The sequence below is a fragment of the Pseudomonas sp. RC10-4-2 genome, assembly GCF_050433085.1.
Classification (GTDB): Bacteria; Pseudomonadota; Gammaproteobacteria; order Pseudomonadales; family Pseudomonadaceae; genus Pseudomonas; species Pseudomonas aeruginosa.
Map to the genome: position 1 here is coordinate 920428 of NZ_JBNPXX010000002.1, position 18696 is coordinate 939123.

General features: G+C 68.0%; 13 protein-coding genes. 4 read left to right on the plus strand and 9 right to left on the minus strand.

The features are described 5' to 3' along the window. Window positions 1-3126, minus strand: a complete 3126-nt coding sequence (locus FHW81_RS12170) for a transglycosylase domain-containing protein (RefSeq protein WP_003123023.1) — start codon at window positions 3124-3126, stop codon at window positions 1-3. A gap of 154 nt (window positions 3127-3280) precedes the next feature. On the opposite strand from FHW81_RS12170, the gene FHW81_RS12175 reads away from it, so the two are divergent. Next, a complete protein-coding gene (locus FHW81_RS12175; protein ID WP_009875978.1) occupies window positions 3281-3490 on the plus strand; it encodes a hypothetical protein in 210 nt (69 codons plus the stop codon). A gap of 430 nt (window positions 3491-3920) precedes the next feature. Then, window positions 3921-5336, plus strand: coding sequence for an amino acid permease (locus tag FHW81_RS12180; protein ID WP_003103066.1), 1416 nt, complete (start codon window positions 3921-3923; stop codon window positions 5334-5336). Between the two features lie 125 nt (window positions 5337-5461). Here the strand turns inward: FHW81_RS12180 and FHW81_RS12185 are convergent, their stop codons facing one another. After that, window positions 5462-6277: a sulfite exporter TauE/SafE family protein gene (locus FHW81_RS12185; protein ID WP_003085615.1), complete on the minus strand. Its 816-nt coding sequence runs from the start codon at window positions 6275-6277 to the stop codon at window positions 5462-5464. Between the two features lie 106 nt (window positions 6278-6383). Here FHW81_RS12185 and FHW81_RS12190 point away from each other — a divergent pair, with 106 nt between their 5' ends. Further along, a complete protein-coding gene (locus FHW81_RS12190; RefSeq protein WP_003103062.1) occupies window positions 6384-7172 on the plus strand; it encodes an AraC family transcriptional regulator in 789 nt (262 codons plus the stop codon). Here FHW81_RS12190 and prpD read toward each other — a convergent pair. The 6 genes from prpD to FHW81_RS12220 form a co-directional block, all read right to left on the minus strand. Continuing rightward, the gene (gene prpD, locus FHW81_RS12195; protein WP_003103059.1) at window positions 7150-8634 is read right to left on the minus strand and encodes a 2-methylcitrate dehydratase; all 1485 of its coding nucleotides are present in this window, start codon (window positions 8632-8634) and stop codon (window positions 7150-7152) included. The two genes, FHW81_RS12190 and prpD, sit on opposite strands and share 23 nt — an antisense overlap. Before the next feature lie 134 nt (window positions 8635-8768). Further along, window positions 8769-9956 carry a 2-methylaconitate cis-trans isomerase PrpF gene (prpF, locus tag FHW81_RS12200; RefSeq protein ID WP_003103056.1) on the minus strand — a complete coding sequence of 396 codons (1188 nt, stop codon included), beginning with the start codon at window positions 9954-9956 and terminating at the stop codon, window positions 8769-8771. 118 nt (window positions 9957-10074) lie between these two features. After that, the gene (gene acnD, locus FHW81_RS12205; protein ID WP_080911778.1) at window positions 10075-12681 is read right to left on the minus strand and encodes a Fe/S-dependent 2-methylisocitrate dehydratase AcnD; all 2607 of its coding nucleotides are present in this window, start codon (window positions 12679-12681) and stop codon (window positions 10075-10077) included. 130 nt (window positions 12682-12811) lie between these two features. Beyond that, window positions 12812-13939, minus strand: a complete 1128-nt coding sequence (gene prpC / locus FHW81_RS12210; RefSeq protein WP_003103050.1) for a bifunctional 2-methylcitrate synthase/citrate synthase — start codon at window positions 13937-13939, stop codon at window positions 12812-12814. A gap of 92 nt (window positions 13940-14031) precedes the next feature. Beyond that, window positions 14032-14928, minus strand: coding sequence for a methylisocitrate lyase (gene prpB, locus FHW81_RS12215; RefSeq protein WP_003103044.1), 897 nt, complete (start codon window positions 14926-14928; stop codon window positions 14032-14034). A 10-nt stretch (window positions 14929-14938) separates the two neighbouring features. Continuing rightward, entirely contained in the window at window positions 14939-15661 is a 723-nt protein-coding gene (locus FHW81_RS12220; RefSeq protein WP_003085635.1) for a GntR family transcriptional regulator, read from the minus strand. Between the two features lie 117 nt (window positions 15662-15778). On the opposite strand from FHW81_RS12220, the gene FHW81_RS12225 reads away from it, so the two are divergent. Further along, entirely contained in the window at window positions 15779-16429 is a 651-nt protein-coding gene (locus tag FHW81_RS12225; RefSeq protein WP_003118644.1) for a class I SAM-dependent methyltransferase, read from the plus strand. 13 nt (window positions 16430-16442) lie between these two features. Here the strand turns inward: FHW81_RS12225 and FHW81_RS12230 are convergent, their stop codons facing one another. Continuing rightward, on the minus strand, window positions 16443-18434 hold the full coding sequence (locus FHW81_RS12230; protein ID WP_003118645.1) for a DEAD/DEAH box helicase: 1992 nt from the start codon (window positions 18432-18434) through the stop codon (window positions 16443-16445). Between the last annotated feature and the right edge of the window lie 262 nt (window positions 18435-18696).

An 18696-nucleotide genomic window follows, 5' to 3' on the forward strand; every position in this document is an offset into this window, starting at 1 on the left:
CTACAGGCGGCCGATCTGTTGCGGCGACAACGGTACCTGGCAGCGGGTGGCGGTGCGTGGGTCGAGGTAGTCCCTGAGGAGCGGTGCCATGCCCTTGAGTACCTGCACCGGCAGGGCCGAGGTGAACTTGAACTGGCTCGACTCGCTGCCGTCGACGTAGGCGGTGAGGGTACCGAAGTGCCGCGGGCCGATGTAGAAGACGAAAGTGGCGGTGCGGTTCAGTGCCTTCGAACTGCGCACATGGCCGCCGGCGCTGAAGGTCTGCAGGCGGTTGTCGCCGGTGCCGGTCTTGCCGCCCATCACCAGTGGCGCGCCGTCCGGACGGCTGAAGGTGCCTTGCAGGCGCCGCGCGGTGCCGGCGTCGACCACCTGGGACAGCGCGTTGCGCAGGGTCGTGGCGACCTCCGAGGTCATCACCCGCTGGCCGAGGGTGGCTTCCGGGGCGAAGCGCGTCTCGTAGGGCGTACCCAGGGCGAAGTCGAGGTGCTCCAGGCGCAGGGTCGGCATGCGCACGCCATCGTTGACGATGATCCCCATCAGTTCGGCCAGCGCCGCCGGGCGGTCGCCGGAGCTGCCCAGGGCGGTGGCGTAGGAGGGCACCAGGTGATCGAAGGGATAGCCGAGTTTCTTCCATTGCTGGTGCAGGTCGAGGAAGGCCTCCACCTCCAGCAGGATGCGGATGCGCTTGTCGCGGGCGTTCTTGTGCCGCGACTTGAACAGCCAGCCGTAGACCTCCTTGCGCTCGGCGCCGCTGGCCGCCACCGCCTCGCCGAAGGTCGCCTGCGGCTGCTTCTGCAGATAGCCGAGCAGCCATAGCTCCAGCGGGTGCACGCGGGCGACGTAGCCCTGGTCGTTGAGGTTGAACTTGCCCGGGCCGTAGCGCTCGTACAGCTCGGCGGCGCGCTTGTCGGTCAGGCTGCCGCGGGGCAGGCGTTCGCGGAGGAAGGCGCTGAAGCTCGCCAGGTCGGCCTGTGGCTGCAGGTAGCGGTGGATCGCGGCCAGCCGCACCGGCCAGGGACGCAGGCCGTCGAGGAAGGTCTCCAGGCGCTGGTTGGCGTCCTTGTCGCGGTACTTGACCCAGAAGCGGCGCAGGTAGACCTGGCTTTCCTTGTCGACGAAACGGTCGAGGTAGTCGGCGCGGCGCGGGTCCTTGTCGTCGGCCAGCAACTGCACCTTGCTCCCGGCGTTCTGGTAGATATCGTGGCGGATCAGGTCGCGCAGCAGGCGCACGAAGGGCAGGTTGATCGATTCGCGCAGGGCTTCCAGCAGCATCGGCCGGCGGCCGTTGTCTTCCTTGCGGAAGTTGTTGAAGGTGTGCAGCCCGCCGCCGGTGAAGAAGCTCTCGTAGGGGCTGGCCGAATAGCGCCGTTCCATGGCCGCCTGGAGCATCGCGGAAAGATCGCGGTCGCGGCTGGCGACCAGGTAGTCGATGCCCCAGCGGAGGATGAAATCGAGCGGCTCCACTTCCACCTTGCGCAGCTCGGCGACGCTCATGCCGCCATAGTCGCGGTGGATCTGCGCGACGGTCTCCAGGTAGCTGGCCAGCACCCGTAGCTTGGCGGTGGAGCCCAACTCCAGCTTGCTGCCTTCGTTGATGTCGAAGGGCTGGTCGGTGTTGTCGGTCTGCACCCGCACCTGGTTGCCGCTCGGCGTACGTTCGAACAGGGTGAAGCTGTAGCGTACCGAGCGGGTCGAGGTCGGGGTCAGCAGGCGTTCGCCGATCAGCCCGAGCTGGGCGGCGTAGTCCGGGTCGGCGAGTTTCTGCAAGTAGGCGGTGACGCTTTCCTGCAACTCGTGCTGGAGGGTGGTATTGGCCCGCAGGTCGAGACGGTCGAGGTCGTACAGTGGCACGCCGAGCATCCCGGCCAGGCGGGTGCGAGCCAGGGTCACGCCCTTGTTGGTCGGCAGCGGTTGCACCGTCGGCTGGCTGCGTGGGTCGCGGAACGCCAGCTTCTGCGCCAGCGCCGCATCGCGTAACGGCGCCTCGATGACGCCGGCCTGGGTCAGGACCCGCAGGTGGCTGTCGGTCATCCGGTCCAGCTCGTCGCGGCCGCGCGGCGCCAGATAGAAGGAAGGCCGGCGGTGGGCGATCATCAGCGCCAGCACCTGGCGCAGGGCCAGGCCCTGGGCGGCCAGTCCGGCCTTGCCGTCGAGTGCCTCGCCGACCTGCCGGTAGTCGGCGCCGTACCAGACCCACAGGCCATCGGCCAGGCCGGTGACCTCGCCGTAGCCCGGCGCCGCCGACAGCGGCACCGAGTTGAGGTAGGTGAGCACGATGTCCTGGCGCGCGGCGAAGTTGGCCGGGCCTTCGCGATAGCTGCGTACGCTGGCCGAGAGCATCTGCCGCAGCTTGTCGCCGATGCTGCCGGTGCGCCCTTCGGCAGAGTGGCGGTATTTCTCGATCTGGGTCGCCAGGGTGCTGCCGCCGGAGGAGTGCGCGCTGAAGCCGAGCATCTTGCCGACCTGCGACAGCGCCGCCTGGGTGAAGCGACCCCAGTCCACCGCCGGGTTGAGGTAGGGGCGTTCGTGATCGAGCAGGTCGCGGTTCTCGATGAACAGCAGGCTCTGCACCACCAGCGGCGGCAGGCTGGCGAAGTTCGCGTAGCGCCGTTGCGGATAGCGGAAGTCGTAGATCGGCACGCCGCGGCAATCGGCGATGTCCAGCCCGGCCTGGGCCTTTTCCGCGTAGGGCGGGAACAGCCGGTGTTCGGCGTAGCGCATCAGTGCCGGGGAGAAGTGCGCCTGGCGGGTGATGGCGTAGTCGCGGTCGTACAGGCGCTGCATGAACGAAGGCAGCAACTGATAGCCGAGGCGGCGGTCGAAGGGGCCGTCCGCCGGGAACAGGATGGCCTCGCTGGGACCCTGGCGCACCTCGTAGTCCAGGGTCGCGGCATAGCGTGCCAGCTCGCGTGCCTGCAGCCGCGAGGTGTGCGCTTCGTGAAGTACCACGATGCCCACCGCGGCGAGGATCGGCAAGGCGAAGCCGATCAGCATCAGGCGTTGGCGGAGACGGCTTTTTCGAGGAGAAGCGGAGGCAGGGAGACTGCAGGGTTGCAGCTCGGAAGGGTCGTTCGTGGATCGTTCTGATGCACCCATGCTCGCACCGCCTGTAGCTGCGCAATTCATCCGCACCTGGGGGGAAGTCTAGTTGTCCCGCTGCAACCCTGCTGTCATTCGTGCAAGGAAAATCTCCCCGGCGGCAATCGGACGACCGAGGATTGGAGCGGCGTGGCGCAGGGGTTAGAGTGTCTGTCTGAGTTCCTTGTGTTTCGGGTCCGGAATGTCGATGCGCACACTTTTTCCCCTTCTCGTCGGTGTCGTCCTGGCGGGTTTCTCCGGCCTCGCGGCGCAGGCCGCGCCGGCGCCCTTCTACAAATGGCAGAGCAAGCTCGACGGCCAGGTCGCCTGCATGCAGACCTCGCCGGGAGACGGCTGGGTCAGGCTCGACGGCCCCTACCGCGATCTCCGCTGCCGCGAACCCCTGCGCTGACCCCATGCAGCGCAGCCGGCTGCTCGAGCGCAGCTGGCGCCTGCAAGGCCAGCGCGAAACCGTCCACTCCCGGCTCGGCCGGCCGCTGTCCCTGCTGCCGCGCGCGCGACCCAGGGAGTGAATCCATTCAGCGTTGGCGGTCCTTACGCCTTTGGTCCAGTTGCCCCATCGCGGGGCATGACGGCCTTGAAATCTTGTGTAAAACTCCGGCCCGACCTCAGTTGTAGTCGACTCCCGCAATGCCCACGTTCGCTCCACGAGAGCGGACAGCCTCTTCCGGTGTGCAGTCCTGGAACCTATGACGCCCCGTCGTCGCCCGCTGTGCGGTATCGCGCAGGGGCCGCGCCGTTGGTGAAATCCGCTTCCCTACCCCGACCGCACGAGCGAGTCCGCAACTGATCTATCTCAATAACAAAATGAGGTTGTTCCCATGTCGTCTGTCGGCGAACAGAAGGTTCAAGACGGCTCCCTGAAGCGCGAGCTCGGTGAGCGACACATCCGCCTGATGGCGCTCGGCGCCTGTATCGGCGTCGGCCTGTTCCTGGGCTCGGCGAAGGCCATCCAGATGGCCGGCCCGGCCATCATGATCTCCTACATCCTCGGCGGCCTGGCGATCCTGGTGATCATGCGCGCCCTCGGCGAGATGGCGGTACACAATCCGGTGGCCGGTTCCTTCAGCCAGTACGCCAAGGACTACCTGGGCCCGCTGGCGGGCTTCATCACCGGCTGGAACTACTGGTTCCTCTGGCTGGTGACCTGTGTCGCCGAAATCACCGCCGTCGCCGTCTACATGGGTATCTGGTTCCCCGACGTGCCGCGCTGGATCTGGGCCCTGGCGGCCCTGGCGAGCATGGGCACGATCAACCTCATCGCGGTGCGTGCCTTCGGCGAGTTCGAGTTCTGGTTCGCCCTGATCAAGATCGTCACCATCCTGGCGATGGTGGTGGTCGGCATCGGCATGATCGCCTTCGGCTTCGGCAACGACGGCATCGCCACCGGCATCTCCAACCTCTGGGCCCACGGCGGCTTCATGCCCAATGGCATCCAGGGCGTGCTGATGTCGCTGCAGATGGTGATGTTCGCCTACCTCGGGGTGGAAATGATCGGCCTCACCGCCGGCGAAGCGCGTAACCCGACGAAGACCATTCCCAGCGCGATCAACTCGGTGTTCTGGCGCATCCTGCTGTTCTATGTCGGCTCGCTGTTCGTGATCATGTCGCTCTATCCGTGGAACGAGATCGGCACCCAGGGCAGCCCCTTCGTGATGACCTTCGAGCGCATGGGCATCAAGACCGCCGCCGGGATCATCAACTTCGTGGTGATCACCGCCGCACTGTCGTCCTGCAATGGCGGCATCTTCAGTACCGGGCGCATGCTCTACAGCCTGGCCCAGCATCGCCAGGCCCCGGCCTTCTTCGGCAAGGCCTCGCGCAGCGGCGTACCGCGCCGGGCGCTGATCCTGTCGATCCTGGCGCTGCTGCTGGGCGTGTTGCTGAACTACCTGGTGCCGGAGAAGGTATTCGTCTGGGTGACTTCCATCGCCACCTTCGGCGCGATCTGGACTTGGGCGATGATCCTGCTGGCCCAGTTGCGCTTCCGCAAGACGCTCAGCCCGGCCGAGTGCGACAAGCTGCAATACCGCATGTGGCTGTACCCGGTCAGTTCCTACCTGGCGCTGGCGTTCCTGGTGATGGTGGTGGTGCTGATGGCCTTCTTCGAGGACACCCGCATCGCCCTCTACATCGGCCCGCCGTTCATCCTGCTGCTGACCGTCCTGTACTACGCCTTCAACCTGGCGCCGAAGGAGCCTGCCGGCACCGGCTCGGTAAGCCGCGCGGCGTCCTGAGCGGTGTAGCGCCGGAAAAGAAAAGGGGCCTCGGACGAGGCCCTTTTTTCGTTGCGCCGATATCCGGTCCGGTGCATCCGGCGGATAACGCCGTTGGCGTTATTCGCCCTACCCAGGCTGGGGCATCAGCCCGCCAGCATGCTCAGCATCACCGCCGCCAGCAGGCCGACGTACACCCGTGCATGCAGCGCATCGGGAATCCGCCCGATCAGCGGGGTCGCCAGGCGGATGCCGAGCCAGCCGCCGCCGGCCAGGGTGGCGAAGGCCAGCAGGTCGATGTAGCCGACGAAGCCTCGGCCCAGGCCTTGCTCCTGGTAGCCGGCCAGGACCAGGTAGGTAAGGGTGCCGCCAAGAGCCACCGGCAGGCTCAGCGGGTTGGCCATGGAGGTCGCCTGGGTCATGCTCAGCCCGCAGCGGCGCAGCAGTGGTACGGTCATCACGCTGCCTCCGACGCCGAGGAAGGTGGCGATCGCACCGATCAGCGTTCCGCCCAGACGCGTCTCGCCGACGCCCAGCGGCCGCGCCTGGCGCTCCTCGGCGCGGCTGAGGAAGCCGCGACGCAACAGGCAGTCGAGGATGGTGATGGCGAGGTAGGCGACGAAGGCCAGGCGAATGAAGTCGCCGCTGGCCAGGCCGACCAGCGCCGCGCCAAGCACCGCGCCGACACCGATGTACGCGCCCAGCGGCCAGACATAGGCGCGCAGCAGGCTGCCGGCGCGCCGGTGGCGATAGGTGGCGAGGGCGGCGTTGACGATCATCACGCAGGTCGAGGTGGCCACCGCGACCTGCATGGCCGCCTGGGCCAGCGGGTCGTCGGCGGCGCGACCGAGTTGCAGCAGGTGATAGAGCAGCGGCACCACCACGAAGCCGCCGCCAAAGCCGAACAGCACGGCGCTGACCCCGGTGAGGCAGCCGCAGAGAAAGAGCAGGAGATAGAACATGGCGGGTTTCCGGAGCGAGAGCGGAAGGCCAGCTTAGGCGTCCCGGGACTGGCCCGCTTCGCGAGGTTGGCCAATACTATTCGTGTTTCGGCCAGGTGCTTCGACCATGCGCAACGCTTCCATCGAGCAGTACGACGCCACGCCCCGGGCCGTGGTGGCCATGGGTACCGACTATCCCGACGGCTACCTGCTGCCGCGCCATCGGCATCGTCGCGCGCAATTGCTGTACGGTGCCAGCGGGGTGATGCAGGTGCGTACCGGCGACGCCGGCTGGGTGGTGCCGCCACAGCGCGCAGTGTGGATTCCGCCGGGCGTCGAGCACGAGGTACGAATGCTCGGGGTGAGCACCCGCAGCCTGTACATCGAGCCCGGCAGCGCCATGGCGATGCCGGCGCACTGCCAGGTGCTGGCGGTGTCGCCGCTGCTGCGGCAACTGTTGCTGGCGGCGGTGGACATGCCCCTGGAATACGACACCGAAGGTCGCGACGGCGCGTTGGCGACGCTGTTGCTCCATGAGCTGGCGGCGGCCGAGACGCTGCCGCTGCACGTGCCCTTGCCGCCCGAGCCGCGCTGGCTGGCGCTCTGCGAGGCGTTCCTCGTCGAGCCCGACATCCGCGCCAGCGCCGAACGCTGGGCCGGGTTGCTGCATACCAGCCTGCGCAGTTTCAACCGCACCTTCCGTCGCTACACCGGCCTCAGCTTCGGTGCCTGGAAGCAACGCGCCTGCGTGGTGCAGGCACTGGCGCGGCTGGCCGGCGGCGAAACGGTCACCGCCATCGCCCTGGACTGCGGCTACCAGAGCCCGGCAGCCTTCTCGACCATGTTCCGCCGGGTCCTCGGCCAGCCGCCCAGCGCCTTCCAGGCGGGCGCGCTCAGATCGCCAGGAGGTCCATGAAGCGGTTCACCGGCGTGGCTTCCAGCGATGCCTGGTGGCTGCACAGGTCGAAGATCCTCTGGCAGCGCTGCGGCGGGAAGCGCGTGGCCAGGTTGGCCTTGAACTTCTCCTGCAGCAGCGGGATGCCTTCGGCGCGCCGGCGGCGATGGCCGAGCGGGTACTCCACGGCGACCTGGCCGGTGCTGCTGCCGTCGTCGAAGAACACTTCCACGGCGTTGGCGATGGAGCGCTTGTCCGCCTCCAGGTATTCACGGCTGTAGCGCGGCTCCTCGACGATCTCCATTTTCTCGCGCAAGCGATCGATCAGCGGGTGGGCGGCGTGGAAGGCGTCCTCGTAGTGCTCGGCCACCAGGTCGCCGAAGATCAGCGGCACGGCGGTCATGTACTGCAGGCAATGGTCGCGGTCGGCGGGGTTGGCCAGCGGGCCGACCTTGGAAATGATGCGGATCGCCGACTCGTGGGTGGTGATGACGATGCGGCTGATCCGTTGCAGGCGGTCCTTCACCAGCGGATGCAGGCGCACGGCGGCCTCGGCGGCGGTCTGCGCGTGGAATTCGGCGGGGAAGCTGATCTTGAACAGCACGTTTTCCATCACGTAGCTGCCGTAGCCCTGGGGGAAGCTGAAGCGCCGCTTGTCCTCGGGCTTGGTCGCCAGGTCCTTGCTGGTGTGGCTGAACAGGACATCGTAGAAACCCCATTGCGGCGCGCTGAGCACGCCGGGGATGCCCATCTCGCCGCGCAAGGCGATGTCCGCCAGGCGCACGCCGCGGCTCGTCGCGTCGCCAGCGGCCCAGGACTTGCGCGAGCCGGCGTTCGGTGCGTGACGGTAGGTGCGCAGGGCCTGGCCGTCGACGAAGGCGTGGGAGAGGGCGGCCAGCAGTTGCTCGCGGTCGGCCCCCATCAGCTTGGCGCAGACGGCGGTGGACGCGACCTTGACCAGCAGCACATGGTCGAGGCCGACGCGATTGAACGAGTTCTCCAGGGCGATCACGCCCTGGATTTCGTGGGCCATGATCATCGCTTCCAGTACCTGGCGCATGCTCAGCGGCGCTTCGCCGTTGGCCAGGCGTTTCTGCGAGAGGTGGTCGGCGACGGCGAGGATGCCGCCGAGGTTGTCCGAGGGATGGCCCCACTCGGCGGCCAGCCAGGTGTCGTTGTAGTCCAGCCAGCGGACGATGCAGCCGATGTCCCAGGCGGCCTTGACCGGGTCGAGCCGGAAGGAGGTGCCCGGCACCCGCGCGCCGTGCGGGACCAGGGTGCCCTCGACCAGCGGGCCGAGGTGCTTGGTGCATTCCGGGAAGCGCAGCGCCAGCAGGCCGCAGCCGAGGGTATCCATCAGGCAGTTGCGGGCGGTGTCCAGGGCCTCCGTGGAATCGATGCGGTAGTCCAGCACGTAGTCGGCGATGTCCTGCAGGACGGCGTCGTAGTCGGGACGTTGGTTGAGATCGACGTTGGCACTCATCGCGTACTCCAGTGGTTCGTAAGTGGTGGGTTTCCTCTCGGGTCAGGCTGGTTCGGGGATGGTTTTTCTTGTCGTGGCTGCAAGACGCCCCGGCCTTTCGCGGTGGCGGAAGGCCGGGGCAAGGATAGGTCGGTTCAGAAGGCGTCGCCGGGTACGCGCACCCAGCCTTCCATGAGGATTCGCGCGCTGCGGCTCATGATCGCCTTGGTCACCGTCCATTCGCCGTTCGCCTGGCTGGCCTCGGCGCCCACTCGCAGGGTGCCGGAGGGATGGCCGAAGCGTACCGCGCTGCGTTCGCCGCCGCCGGCGGCGAGGTTCACCAGGGTGCCGGGAATGGCTGCGGCGGTGCCGATGGCCACCGCCGCGGTACCCATCATCGCGTGGTGCAGCTTGCCCATGGACAGCGCGCGGACCAGCAGGTCGATATCGCCGGCCGCCACCAGCTTGCCGCTGGCGGTGCGGTAGTCGCGGGGCGGGGCGACGAAGGCGATCTTCGGCGTGTGCTGGCGGGTCGCGGCTTCCTCGGGGGTCTTGATCAGGCCCATGCGCAGGGCGCCGGCGACGCGGATCCGTTCGAAGCGCGCCAGTTGCTGCGGGTCTCCGTTGATCTCTTCGCGCAGCTCGGTGCCGCGGTAGCCGATCTCCTCGGCATTGACGAACACCGTGGGAATCCCGGCGTTGATCATGGTCGCCTTGAAGGTACCGACCCCCGGCACCTCCAGATCGTCCACCAGGTTGCCGGTGGGGAACATGGCGCCGCCGTCCTCGCCGTCGTCGGACGGGTCGAGGAACTCCAGCACGATCTCGGCCGCCGGGAAGGTCACTCCGTCCAGCTCGAAGTCGCCGGTTTCCTGGACTTGGCCGCCGCTCACCGGCACGTGGGCGATGATGGTCTTGCCGATATTGGCCTGCCAGATGCGCACCTCGCAGATGCCGTCTTCCGGTATCCGCGCCGGATCCACCAGCCCGGCGTGCAGGGCGAAGGCGCCGGCCCCGGTGGAGAGGTTGCCGCAGTTGCCGCTCCAGTCGACGAAGGGCTTGTCGATGGAGACCTGGCCGTAGAGGTAGTCGACGTCATGGCCCGGCTGGCTGCTCTTCGAGAGGATCACGCACTTGCTGGTGCTGGAGGTGGCGCCGCCCATCCCGTCGATGTGCGCGGCATAGGGGTCGGGGCTGCCGATCACCCGCATGAACAGCCGATCGCGCGCCTCGCCGGGGACCCGGCAGGATTCCGGCAGGTCTTCCAGGCGGAAGAACACGCCCTTGCTGGTGCCGCCGCGCAGGTAGGTGGCGGGGATGCGGATCTGGGGTGGGTGGGCCATGCGTCGTCGTCCTCGGCAATCGAATTCAGGGGCAGCGGCTGCGTTCGACAGCCGCTGCCGGTCGTCGGCGGATGACGCTACGCGTCGTCCGTCCTACCAGGGTGTTTCGCCGGCGCCATCAGGCGCCGGCCGCCTCCAGGAAGTCCTGGGCGAAGCGTTGCAGTACGCCGCCGGCTTCGTAGATGGAGACTTCCTCGTCGCTGTCCAGGCGGCAGGTCACCGGCACTTCGAGCCGCTCCCCGTCGCGCCGGTGGATGACCAGGGTCAGGTCGGCGCGCGGCCGGCGAGCGCCGAGCACGTCGAAGGTCTCGCTGCCGTCGATCCCCAGGGTCAGGCGGGTGGTACCCGGCTTGAACTCCAGCGGCAGCACGCCCATGCCGATCAGGTTGGTGCGGTGGATGCGCTCGAAGCCCTCGGCGACGATCGCCTCCACCCCGGCCAGGCGCACGCCCTTGGCTGCCCAGTCGCGCGAAGAACCCTGCCCGTAGTCGGCGCCGGCGACGATGATCAGCGGCTGCTTGCGCTCCATGTAGGTCTCGATGGCTTCCCACATGCGCATCACCTTGCCTTCCGGCTCGACCCGCGCCAGCGAACCCTGCTTCACGCTGCCGTCGGCGTTGCGCACCATCTCGTTGAACAGCTTCGGGTTGGCGAAGGTCGCGCGTTGTGCGGTGAGGTGGTCGCCGCGGTGGGTGGCGTAGGAGTTGAAGTCCTCCTCGGGCAGGCCCATTTTCGCCAGATACTCGCCCGCCGCGCTGTCGGCGAGGATCGCGTTGGACGGCGACAGGTGGTCGGTGGTGATGTTGTCCGGCAGCACCGCCAGCGGGCGCATGCCGCGCAAGGTGCGTTCGCCGGCGAGGGCGCCTTCCCAGTACGGCGGGCGGCGGATGTAAGTGCTCGTCGGGCGCCAGGCGTAGAGCGGGTCGACCTTCTCGCGCTCGCCGTGGGTGATGTCGAACATCGGGATGTAGACCTGGCGGAACTGCTCGGGCTTCACCGCCGCCCTGACCACCGCGTCGATCTCCTCGTCGTTCGGCCAGAGGTCCTTCAGGCGGATCTCCTTGCCGTCCACCACGCCGAGCACGTCGCGCTCGATGTCGAAGCGGATGGCCCCGGCGATGGCGTAGGCCACCACCAGCGGCGGCGAGGCGAGGAAGGCCTGCTTGGCGTAGGGGTGGATGCGCCCGTCGAAGTTGCGGTTGCCGGAGAGCACCGCGGTGGCGTACAGGTCGCGCTCGACGATCTCCTGCTGGATCGCCGGGTCGAGGGCGCCGGACATGCCGTTGCAAGACGTGCAGGCGTAGGCCACCACGCCGAAGCCGAGGGCTTCCAGGTGCGGCAGCAGGCCGGCTTCGCGCAGGTATTCGGTGACCACCTTGGAGCCGGGTGCCAGCGAGGTCTTCACCCATGGCTTGCGGACCAGGCCGAGGCGGTCGGCGTTGCGCGCCAGCAGGCCGGCGGCGATCACGTTGCGCGGGTTGCTGGTGTTGGTGCAACTGGTGATCGCGGCGATGATCACCGCGCCGTCCGGCATCAGGCCCTCGGCTTCCTCGGCGCGGGCCCGCTCGAGGTTGCCGGCGATGCCTTTCGCCGCCAGTTCGCTGGTGGCGACCCTGGCGTGCGGATTGGACGGGCCGGCCATGTTGCGCACCACGCTGGACAGGTCGAACTTCAGTACCCGCTCGTACTCGGCGTCGACCAGGCTGTCGGCCCAGAGTCCGGCGGTGCGCGCATAGGCCTCCACCAGGGCGACCTGCTCGTCGTCGCGGCCGGTGAGGCGCAGGTAGTCGATGGTCTGCTGGTCGATGGCGAACATCGCCGCGGTGGCGCCGTATTCCGGAGCCATGTTGGAGATGGTCGCGCGGTCGCCGAGGGTCAGGCTGGAGGCGCCTTCGCCGTAGAACTCCAGGTAGGCGCCGACCACCTTCTGCTTGCGCAGGAACTCGGTCAGGGCCAGCACCACGTCGGTGGCGGTGATGCCCGGCTGGCGACGGCCGCTCAGCTCGACGCCGACGATGTCCGGCAGGCGCATCCAGGAGGCGCGGCCGAGCATCACGTTTTCCGCTTCCAGGCCGCCGACGCCGATGGCGATCACGCCCAGGGCGTCGACGTGCGGGGTATGGCTGTCGGTGCCCACGCAGGTATCGGGGAAGGCCACGCCGTCGCGCGCCTGGATCACCGGCGACATTTTCTCCAGGTTGATCTGGTGCATGATGCCGTTGCCCGGCGGGATCACGTCGACGTTGCGGAAGGCCTGCTTGGTCCAGTCGATGAAGTGGAAGCGGTCCTCGTTGCGGCGGTCCTCGATGGCGCGGTTCTTGGCGAAGGCCTCGGGGTCGTAGCCGCCGCATTCCACCGCCAGCGAGTGGTCGACGATCAGTTGCACCGGCACCACCGGGTTGACCTGGGCCGGGTCGCCGCCCTTGTCGGCGATGGCGTCGCGCAGGCCGGCGAGGTCGACCAGCGCGGTCTGCCCGAGGATGTCATGGCAGACCACCCGCGCCGGGTACCAGGGGAAGTCGAGGTCGCGCTTGCGCTCGACCAGTTGGCGCAGCGAAGCCTCCAGGGTCGCCGGGTCGCAGCGGCGCACCAGGTTCTCGGCGAGCACGCGGGAGGTATAGGGCAGCTTGGCGTAGGCGCCGGGCTGGATCGCCTCGACCGCCTCGCGGGCGTCGAAGTAGTCCAGGCGGGTGCCGGGGAGCGGTTTGCGGTGTGCGCTGTTCATGGCTCGGACTCAATCACGGGGTGTTCGGAAGCGTGTCGCTCGCGCCGTGGCGCAGCCCACGCCGGCCTTTCGAATTCTGGGTGCGGCAACCGTCCGGCGCGCTCGCGTTCGGCGCGCCGGACGGCGTGGATCAGCGTTGCTCCAGCGGCACGAACGCGCGCTGCTCGACGCCGGTGTACTCGGCGCTCGGGCGGATGATGCGGTTGTTGGCGCGCTGTTCGAAGACGTGGGCGGTCCAGCCGCTGGTCCGCGAGCAGACGAAGATCGGCGTGAACAGCTTGGTCGGGATGCCCATGAAGTGATACGCCGAGGCGTGGTAGAAGTCGGCGTTGGGGAACAGCTTCTTCTGCTCCCACATGGTCTTGTCGATGGCCTCGGAAACCGCGAACAAGACCTTGTCGCCGACCTCGTCGGCGAGCTGCTTCGACCAGCCCTTGATCACTTCGTTGCGCGGGTCGGAATCCTTGTAGATGGCATGCCCGAAGCCCATGATCTTGTCCTTGCGCTCGAGCATCTTCAGCAGCTCGGCGGTGGCTTCCTGCGGCGAAGAGAAGCGTTCGATCAGTTCCATCGCCGCCTCGTTGGCGCCGCCGTGCAGCGGGCCGCGCAGCGAGCCGATGGCGCCGGTGACGCAGGAGTAGAGGTCGGACAGGGTCGAGGCGCAAACCCGCGCGGTGAAGGTGGATGCGTTGAACTCATGCTCGGCGTAGAGGATCAGCGAGACGTTCATCACCTTCACGTGCAGCTCGCTGGGCTTCTTGCCGTGGAGCAGGGCGAGGAAGTGCCCGCCGATGGTCGGCTCGTCGCTGTTGCAGTCGATGCGCTGGCCTTCGTGGGTGAAGCGGTACCAGTAGGTCATGATCGCCGGGAAGGCGGCGAGCAGGCGGTCGGCGACGTCGCGCTGCTGGTCGAAGCTCAGCTCCGGTTCCAGGGTGCCGAGGACCGAGGCGCCAGTGCGCATCACGTCCATCGGGTGGGCGTCCTTGGGAATCCGTTCGAGAACTTCCTTCAGCGCCTGCGGCAGGTCGCGCTGGCCCTGGAGCTTCTTCAGGTAGGCGTCGAGCTGTTGCTTGTTCGGCAGTTCGCCGTAGAGCAGCAGGTAGGCGACTTCCTCGAAGATCGCCGCCGCCGCCAGGTCGCGGACGTCGTAGCCACGGTAGGTCAGGCCGGCGCCTTCCTGGCCGACGGTGGACAGGGCTGTCTGACCGGCCACCTGGCCACGCAGGCCGGCGCCACTCAGTACTTTTGCTTCAGCCATTGCTCTCTCCTTTCTTGAACTTTTTCTGGATGCTGCAACTCGGTTTCACGGGGTTCGCGGACCGGCGCTCAGGCGCACGCCGGGCTCGATGTTCAGGCGTTCTTCTTCTGCGCGAAGAGCGCGTCGAGCTTCTGCTCGAAGCTGTGGTAATCGATGCGATCGTACAGCTCCATGCGGGTCTGCATGGTATCGATCACATTCTTCTGGGTGCCGTCGCGACGGATCGCGGTGTAGACGTTCTCCGCCGCCTTGTTCATGGCGCGGAAGGCCGACAGCGGGTAGAGCACCAGGGACACGTCGGCGGAGGCCAGTTCGTCGGTGGTGAACAGCGGGGTGGCGCCGAACTCGGTGATGTTGGCCAGCACCGGCACCTTCACCGCGGCGGCGAATTCCTTGTACATGGCCAGTTCGGTCATGGCTTCCGGGAAGATCATGTCGGCACCGGCCTCGACACAGGCGCAGGCGCGGTCGATGGCGGCCTGCAGGCCTTCCACGGCCAGCGCGTCGGTGCGCGCCATGATCACGAAGGAGTCGTCGCTGCGGGCATCGACGGCGGCCTTGATGCGGTCGACCATCTCCTGCTGCGAGACGATCTCCTTGTTCGGCCTATGGCCGCAGCGCTTGGCGCCGACCTGGTCCTCGATATGCATCGCGGCGGCGCCGAACTTGATCATCGACTTCACCGTGCGGGCGACGTTGAACGCCGAGGAGCCGAAGCCGGTGTCGACGTCCACCAGCAGCGGCAGGTCGCAGACGTCGGTGATCCGGCGCACGTCGGTGAGCACGTCGTCGAGGCCGCTGATACCCAGGTCCGGCAGGCCCAGGGAACCGGCGGCGACACCGCCGCCGGACAGGTAGATGGCCTTGAAGCCGGCGCGCTTGGCCAGCAGGGCGTGGTTGGCGTTGATGGTGCCGACCACCTGCAGCGGGTGTTCGGTGGCCACGGCTTCGCGGAAGCGCTGGCCGGGGGTAAGGGACGTCTGGCTCATCACGGACCTCTTAGACGGTGGAGGAAGCGGAGGCGAGCTTCGCCGGCTGGGGTTCCAGCTGGCGCTCGATATTGCGGCGCGACGCACTGATGTGGCGGCGCATCAGCAGCTCGGCCAGTTCGCCGTCACGGTCGGCGATGGCGTCGAGAATGCGGTGGTGTTCGGCGAAGGCCTGGCGCGGCCGGTTCGGCGTGGTCGAGTACTGGATGCGGTACATCCGCACCAGTTGGTAGAGCTCGCCGCAGAGCATGCGGGTGAGAGTGGCGTTGCCGCTGCCCTGGATGATCCGGTAGTGGAAGTCGTAGTCGCCTTCCTGCTGGTAATAGCCGCGCCCGGCCTGGAACGCCTCGTCGCGCTCGTGGGTGTCGAGCACCCGACGCAACTCGTCGATCTCGGCCTGGCTCATGCGCTCGGCGGCCAGTCGGCAGGCCATGCCTTCCAGGGACTCGCGGATCTCGTAGAGCTCGATCAGCTCGGCGTGGCTCAGCGACACCACCCGCGCCCCGACATGCGGCACCCGCACCAGCAGGCGCAGGCCTTCCAGGCGGTGGATCGCCTCCCGCAGCGGGCCGCGGCTGATGCCGTAGGTGCGCGCCAGCTCCGGCTCGGAGATCTTGCTGCCCGGCGCGATCTCGCCGCTGACGATGGCGCTCTGGATCTTGCGGAAGACGTGTTCCGACAAGGTCTCGCCGTCGTCATGGGCAATCTCGAGAGGGGGCGGGTTCTGGGTCATGGTACTGGCTGTCCGGGTCGATGTGTCGACAATGTTTGCGAAAGCTACCGCCTGGATTGCGTGGGGTCAATCATTCGTCGCTTGATTGTCGACAATCGTCTAATGCATCGCTGGTCTATGCTTTCCCCTCCAGCCGCTGTGCCAGGAGAGAGTTTCGTGGGCATCTATGACCGTTACGTGTTGCCGCGCCTGATCGACTTCGCCTGCGGCATGGGCGACGTGATGAAGCAGCGTTCGCTGCTGGTGCCGCGCGCCCATGGGCGGGTGCTGGAGATCGGTCTGGGCACCGGGCTCAACCTGGGCTTCTACGACGCGGCGAAGGTGTCGGCGATCGTCGGCGTCGACCCGGCCGCGCAAATGCAGGCGCTGGCCCGCGAGCGCGCGGCGCAAATCGGCATCCCGGTGGAAATGGTCGCCCTCGAGCTTGGCGAGATCCGCGCCGAGGCGGAAAGCTTCGACACCATCGTCTGCACTTTCACCCTTTGCTCCATCGCCGCGCCGCTGCCGGCGCTGGGCGAGATGCGTCGGGTGCTGAAGCGTGGCGGCGAATTGCTGTTCTGCGAGCATGGGCGCGCGCCGGACGCCTCGGTGCTGGCCTGGCAACGGCGCCTGACGCCCTGGTGGAAACCGCTGGCCGGCGGTTGCCACCTGGACCGCGACATGCCGGCCTTGCTGCGCGAGGCCGGCTTTCGCATCGACGAGCTGGAACAGGGCTACCTGCCCGGGCCGCGGCCGATGACCTACGTCTACCGCGGCGTCGCGCGCTGAATCCGGGCGGCCCTCAGAGCGCCTTGGGCAAGGGCGCGAACAGCGCGTCGATATCGGCCTCGTCGAGCTTCCAGCCGTCGCCGTTGCCTTCGCTGAACAGGCCGTCGGCGAGGGCGGCCTTTTCCTGCTGCAGGTGCTGGATCTTCTCTTCCACCGTGCCGCGGGCGATCAGCCGGTAGACGAACACCGGCTTGTCCTGGCCGATGCGGTAGGCGCGGTCGCTGGCCTGGTTCTCCACCGCCGGGTTCCACCAGGGATCGTAGTGGATCACGGTGTCCGCCGCGGTCAGGTTGAGGCCGACCCCGCCTGCCTTCAAGCTGATCAGGAACACCGGCACCTTGCCGCTCTGGAAGCGCTGTACCGGGGCGCGGCGGTCGCGGGTCTCGCCGGTCAGCAGGACGTAGTCGACGCCGCGCTGGCGCAGGGCGTCCTCGATCAGCGCGAGCATCGAGGTGAACTGCGAGAACAGCAGGACCCGGCGACCCTCGGCGATCAGTTCGTCGAGCATGTCGAGCAGGTAGGCCAGCTTGCCCGAGCTGAGCGCCCGGCCGCTGCGCGCGCCGTCTTCCTGGCGTTGCAGCAGGCGCGTGTCGCAGCAGACCTGGCGCAGCTTGAGCAGCGCCTCGAGGATCACGATGCGGCTGCGCGCCAGGCCGCGCCGGGCGATCTCCTCGCGGACCTTGCGGTCCAGCGCCAGGCGCACGGTCTCGTAGAGTTCGCGTTGCGCCTCGCTGAGTTCGACGAACTGGGTGAACTCGCTCTTCGGCGGCAGTTCCGAGGCCACCTGTTCCTTGGTCCGTCGCAGCAGGAACGGCCGCAGGCGCGCGGCCAGGTGACTGAGGCGTGCCTCGTCGCCGTGCTTCTCGATCGGCGTGCGGTAGTCCTGGGCGAACTGGCGGGCGTCGCCGAGCCAGCCGGGCATCAGGAAATGGAACAGCGACCAGAGTTCGCCGAGGTGGTTCTCCAGCGGCGTGCCGGTCAGGCACAGGCGATGCCGTGCCGCCAGCTCGCGGGCGGCGACGGCGGCCTTGGTGGTGGCGTTCTTGATGTTCTGCGCCTCGTCGAGGATCAGCAGGTGGAACCGCCGCTTGCCCAGCTCGGCGGCGTCGCGTGGCAGCAGGGCATAGGTGGTCAGCACCAGGTCGTGCTCGTCGATGCGGGCGAAGTCGCGGCGCCGGCCGGCGCCGTGCAGGGCCAGCACGCGCAGATCGGGGGCGAAGCGCTCGGCCTCGTCCAGCCAGTTGGGGATCAGGCTGGTGGGCATCACCACCAGCGCCGGCGTGTCGAGCCGCCCGGCCTGCTTTTCCAGGAGCACGTGGGCCAGCGACTGCAAGGTCTTGCCCAGCCCCATGTCGTCGGCCAGCACGCCGCCGCTGTCGAGTTCGCGCAGGGTCTGCATCCAGCTCAGGCCTTCGAGCTGGTAGGGCCGCAGTTCGGCGCGCAGGCCTTGCGGCGGGGTCGCCGGACGAGCCTGGAAACTGCGTAGGCGGCGGGCGAAGTCGCGCAGGTTGTCGCCGCCTTCCCAGGCCAGCGGCAACTCGTCGAGATCGGCCAGGCGCGCCGCGTCCGGTGCGCCCAGGCGCAGCTTGCGCTGCGGTTCGGGGTCGCCCAGGTAGAAGTCGGAAAGCGCCGCCAGCACCGGCTTCAGGCGGCCGAAGGGCAGCGCCACGCGCAGCGGCGGGTTGAGTTCCAGGCGCAGCACCAGTTGCTCTTCGTCGGCGTGCCGGGCGAGGGCGCGCGGATCGAGCAGGGCCGGACTGCGGCGGATCAGTTCGGTCAGCGCCGGCAGCAGGCTGACCCGCTGGCCGGCGACCTGGATGCCCAGTTCCAGCTCGAACCACTGGCGGTCGTCGGCTTCCTCGACCTCGGCGTACCAGGCGTCGATGGGCGTCAGGTCGTAGGCGAAGTCGGCGCGGATGTCGATGAACCAGCCTTGCTGGCGCAGGCGCGGCAGGTCGTCCTGCATGAAGTGCAGCCAGGCGTTGTCGCCGGGCAGTTCGAACATCTCGCCGGCGCTCTCCTCGAGCGCGTCGCTGCGCCGGGTCGCCGGCTTGAAGCCGAGGCGGCGCAGGGTCTCGCGGTATTCCTGCTCGTGCGCCGGACGCCGTTCGATACGCCGCTGGGCCTCCCGTGGCTCGCTGCCGGGACGCCCGGAAACCGCCTCGCCGGCATAGATGAAGGCCAGCGCCGCACGGTGCCGGGAAATGCTCTGCATGCGTCCGCTGCGCAGGTCGTAGCCGCTGTGCACGTGGCTGCCGAGGGTCAGC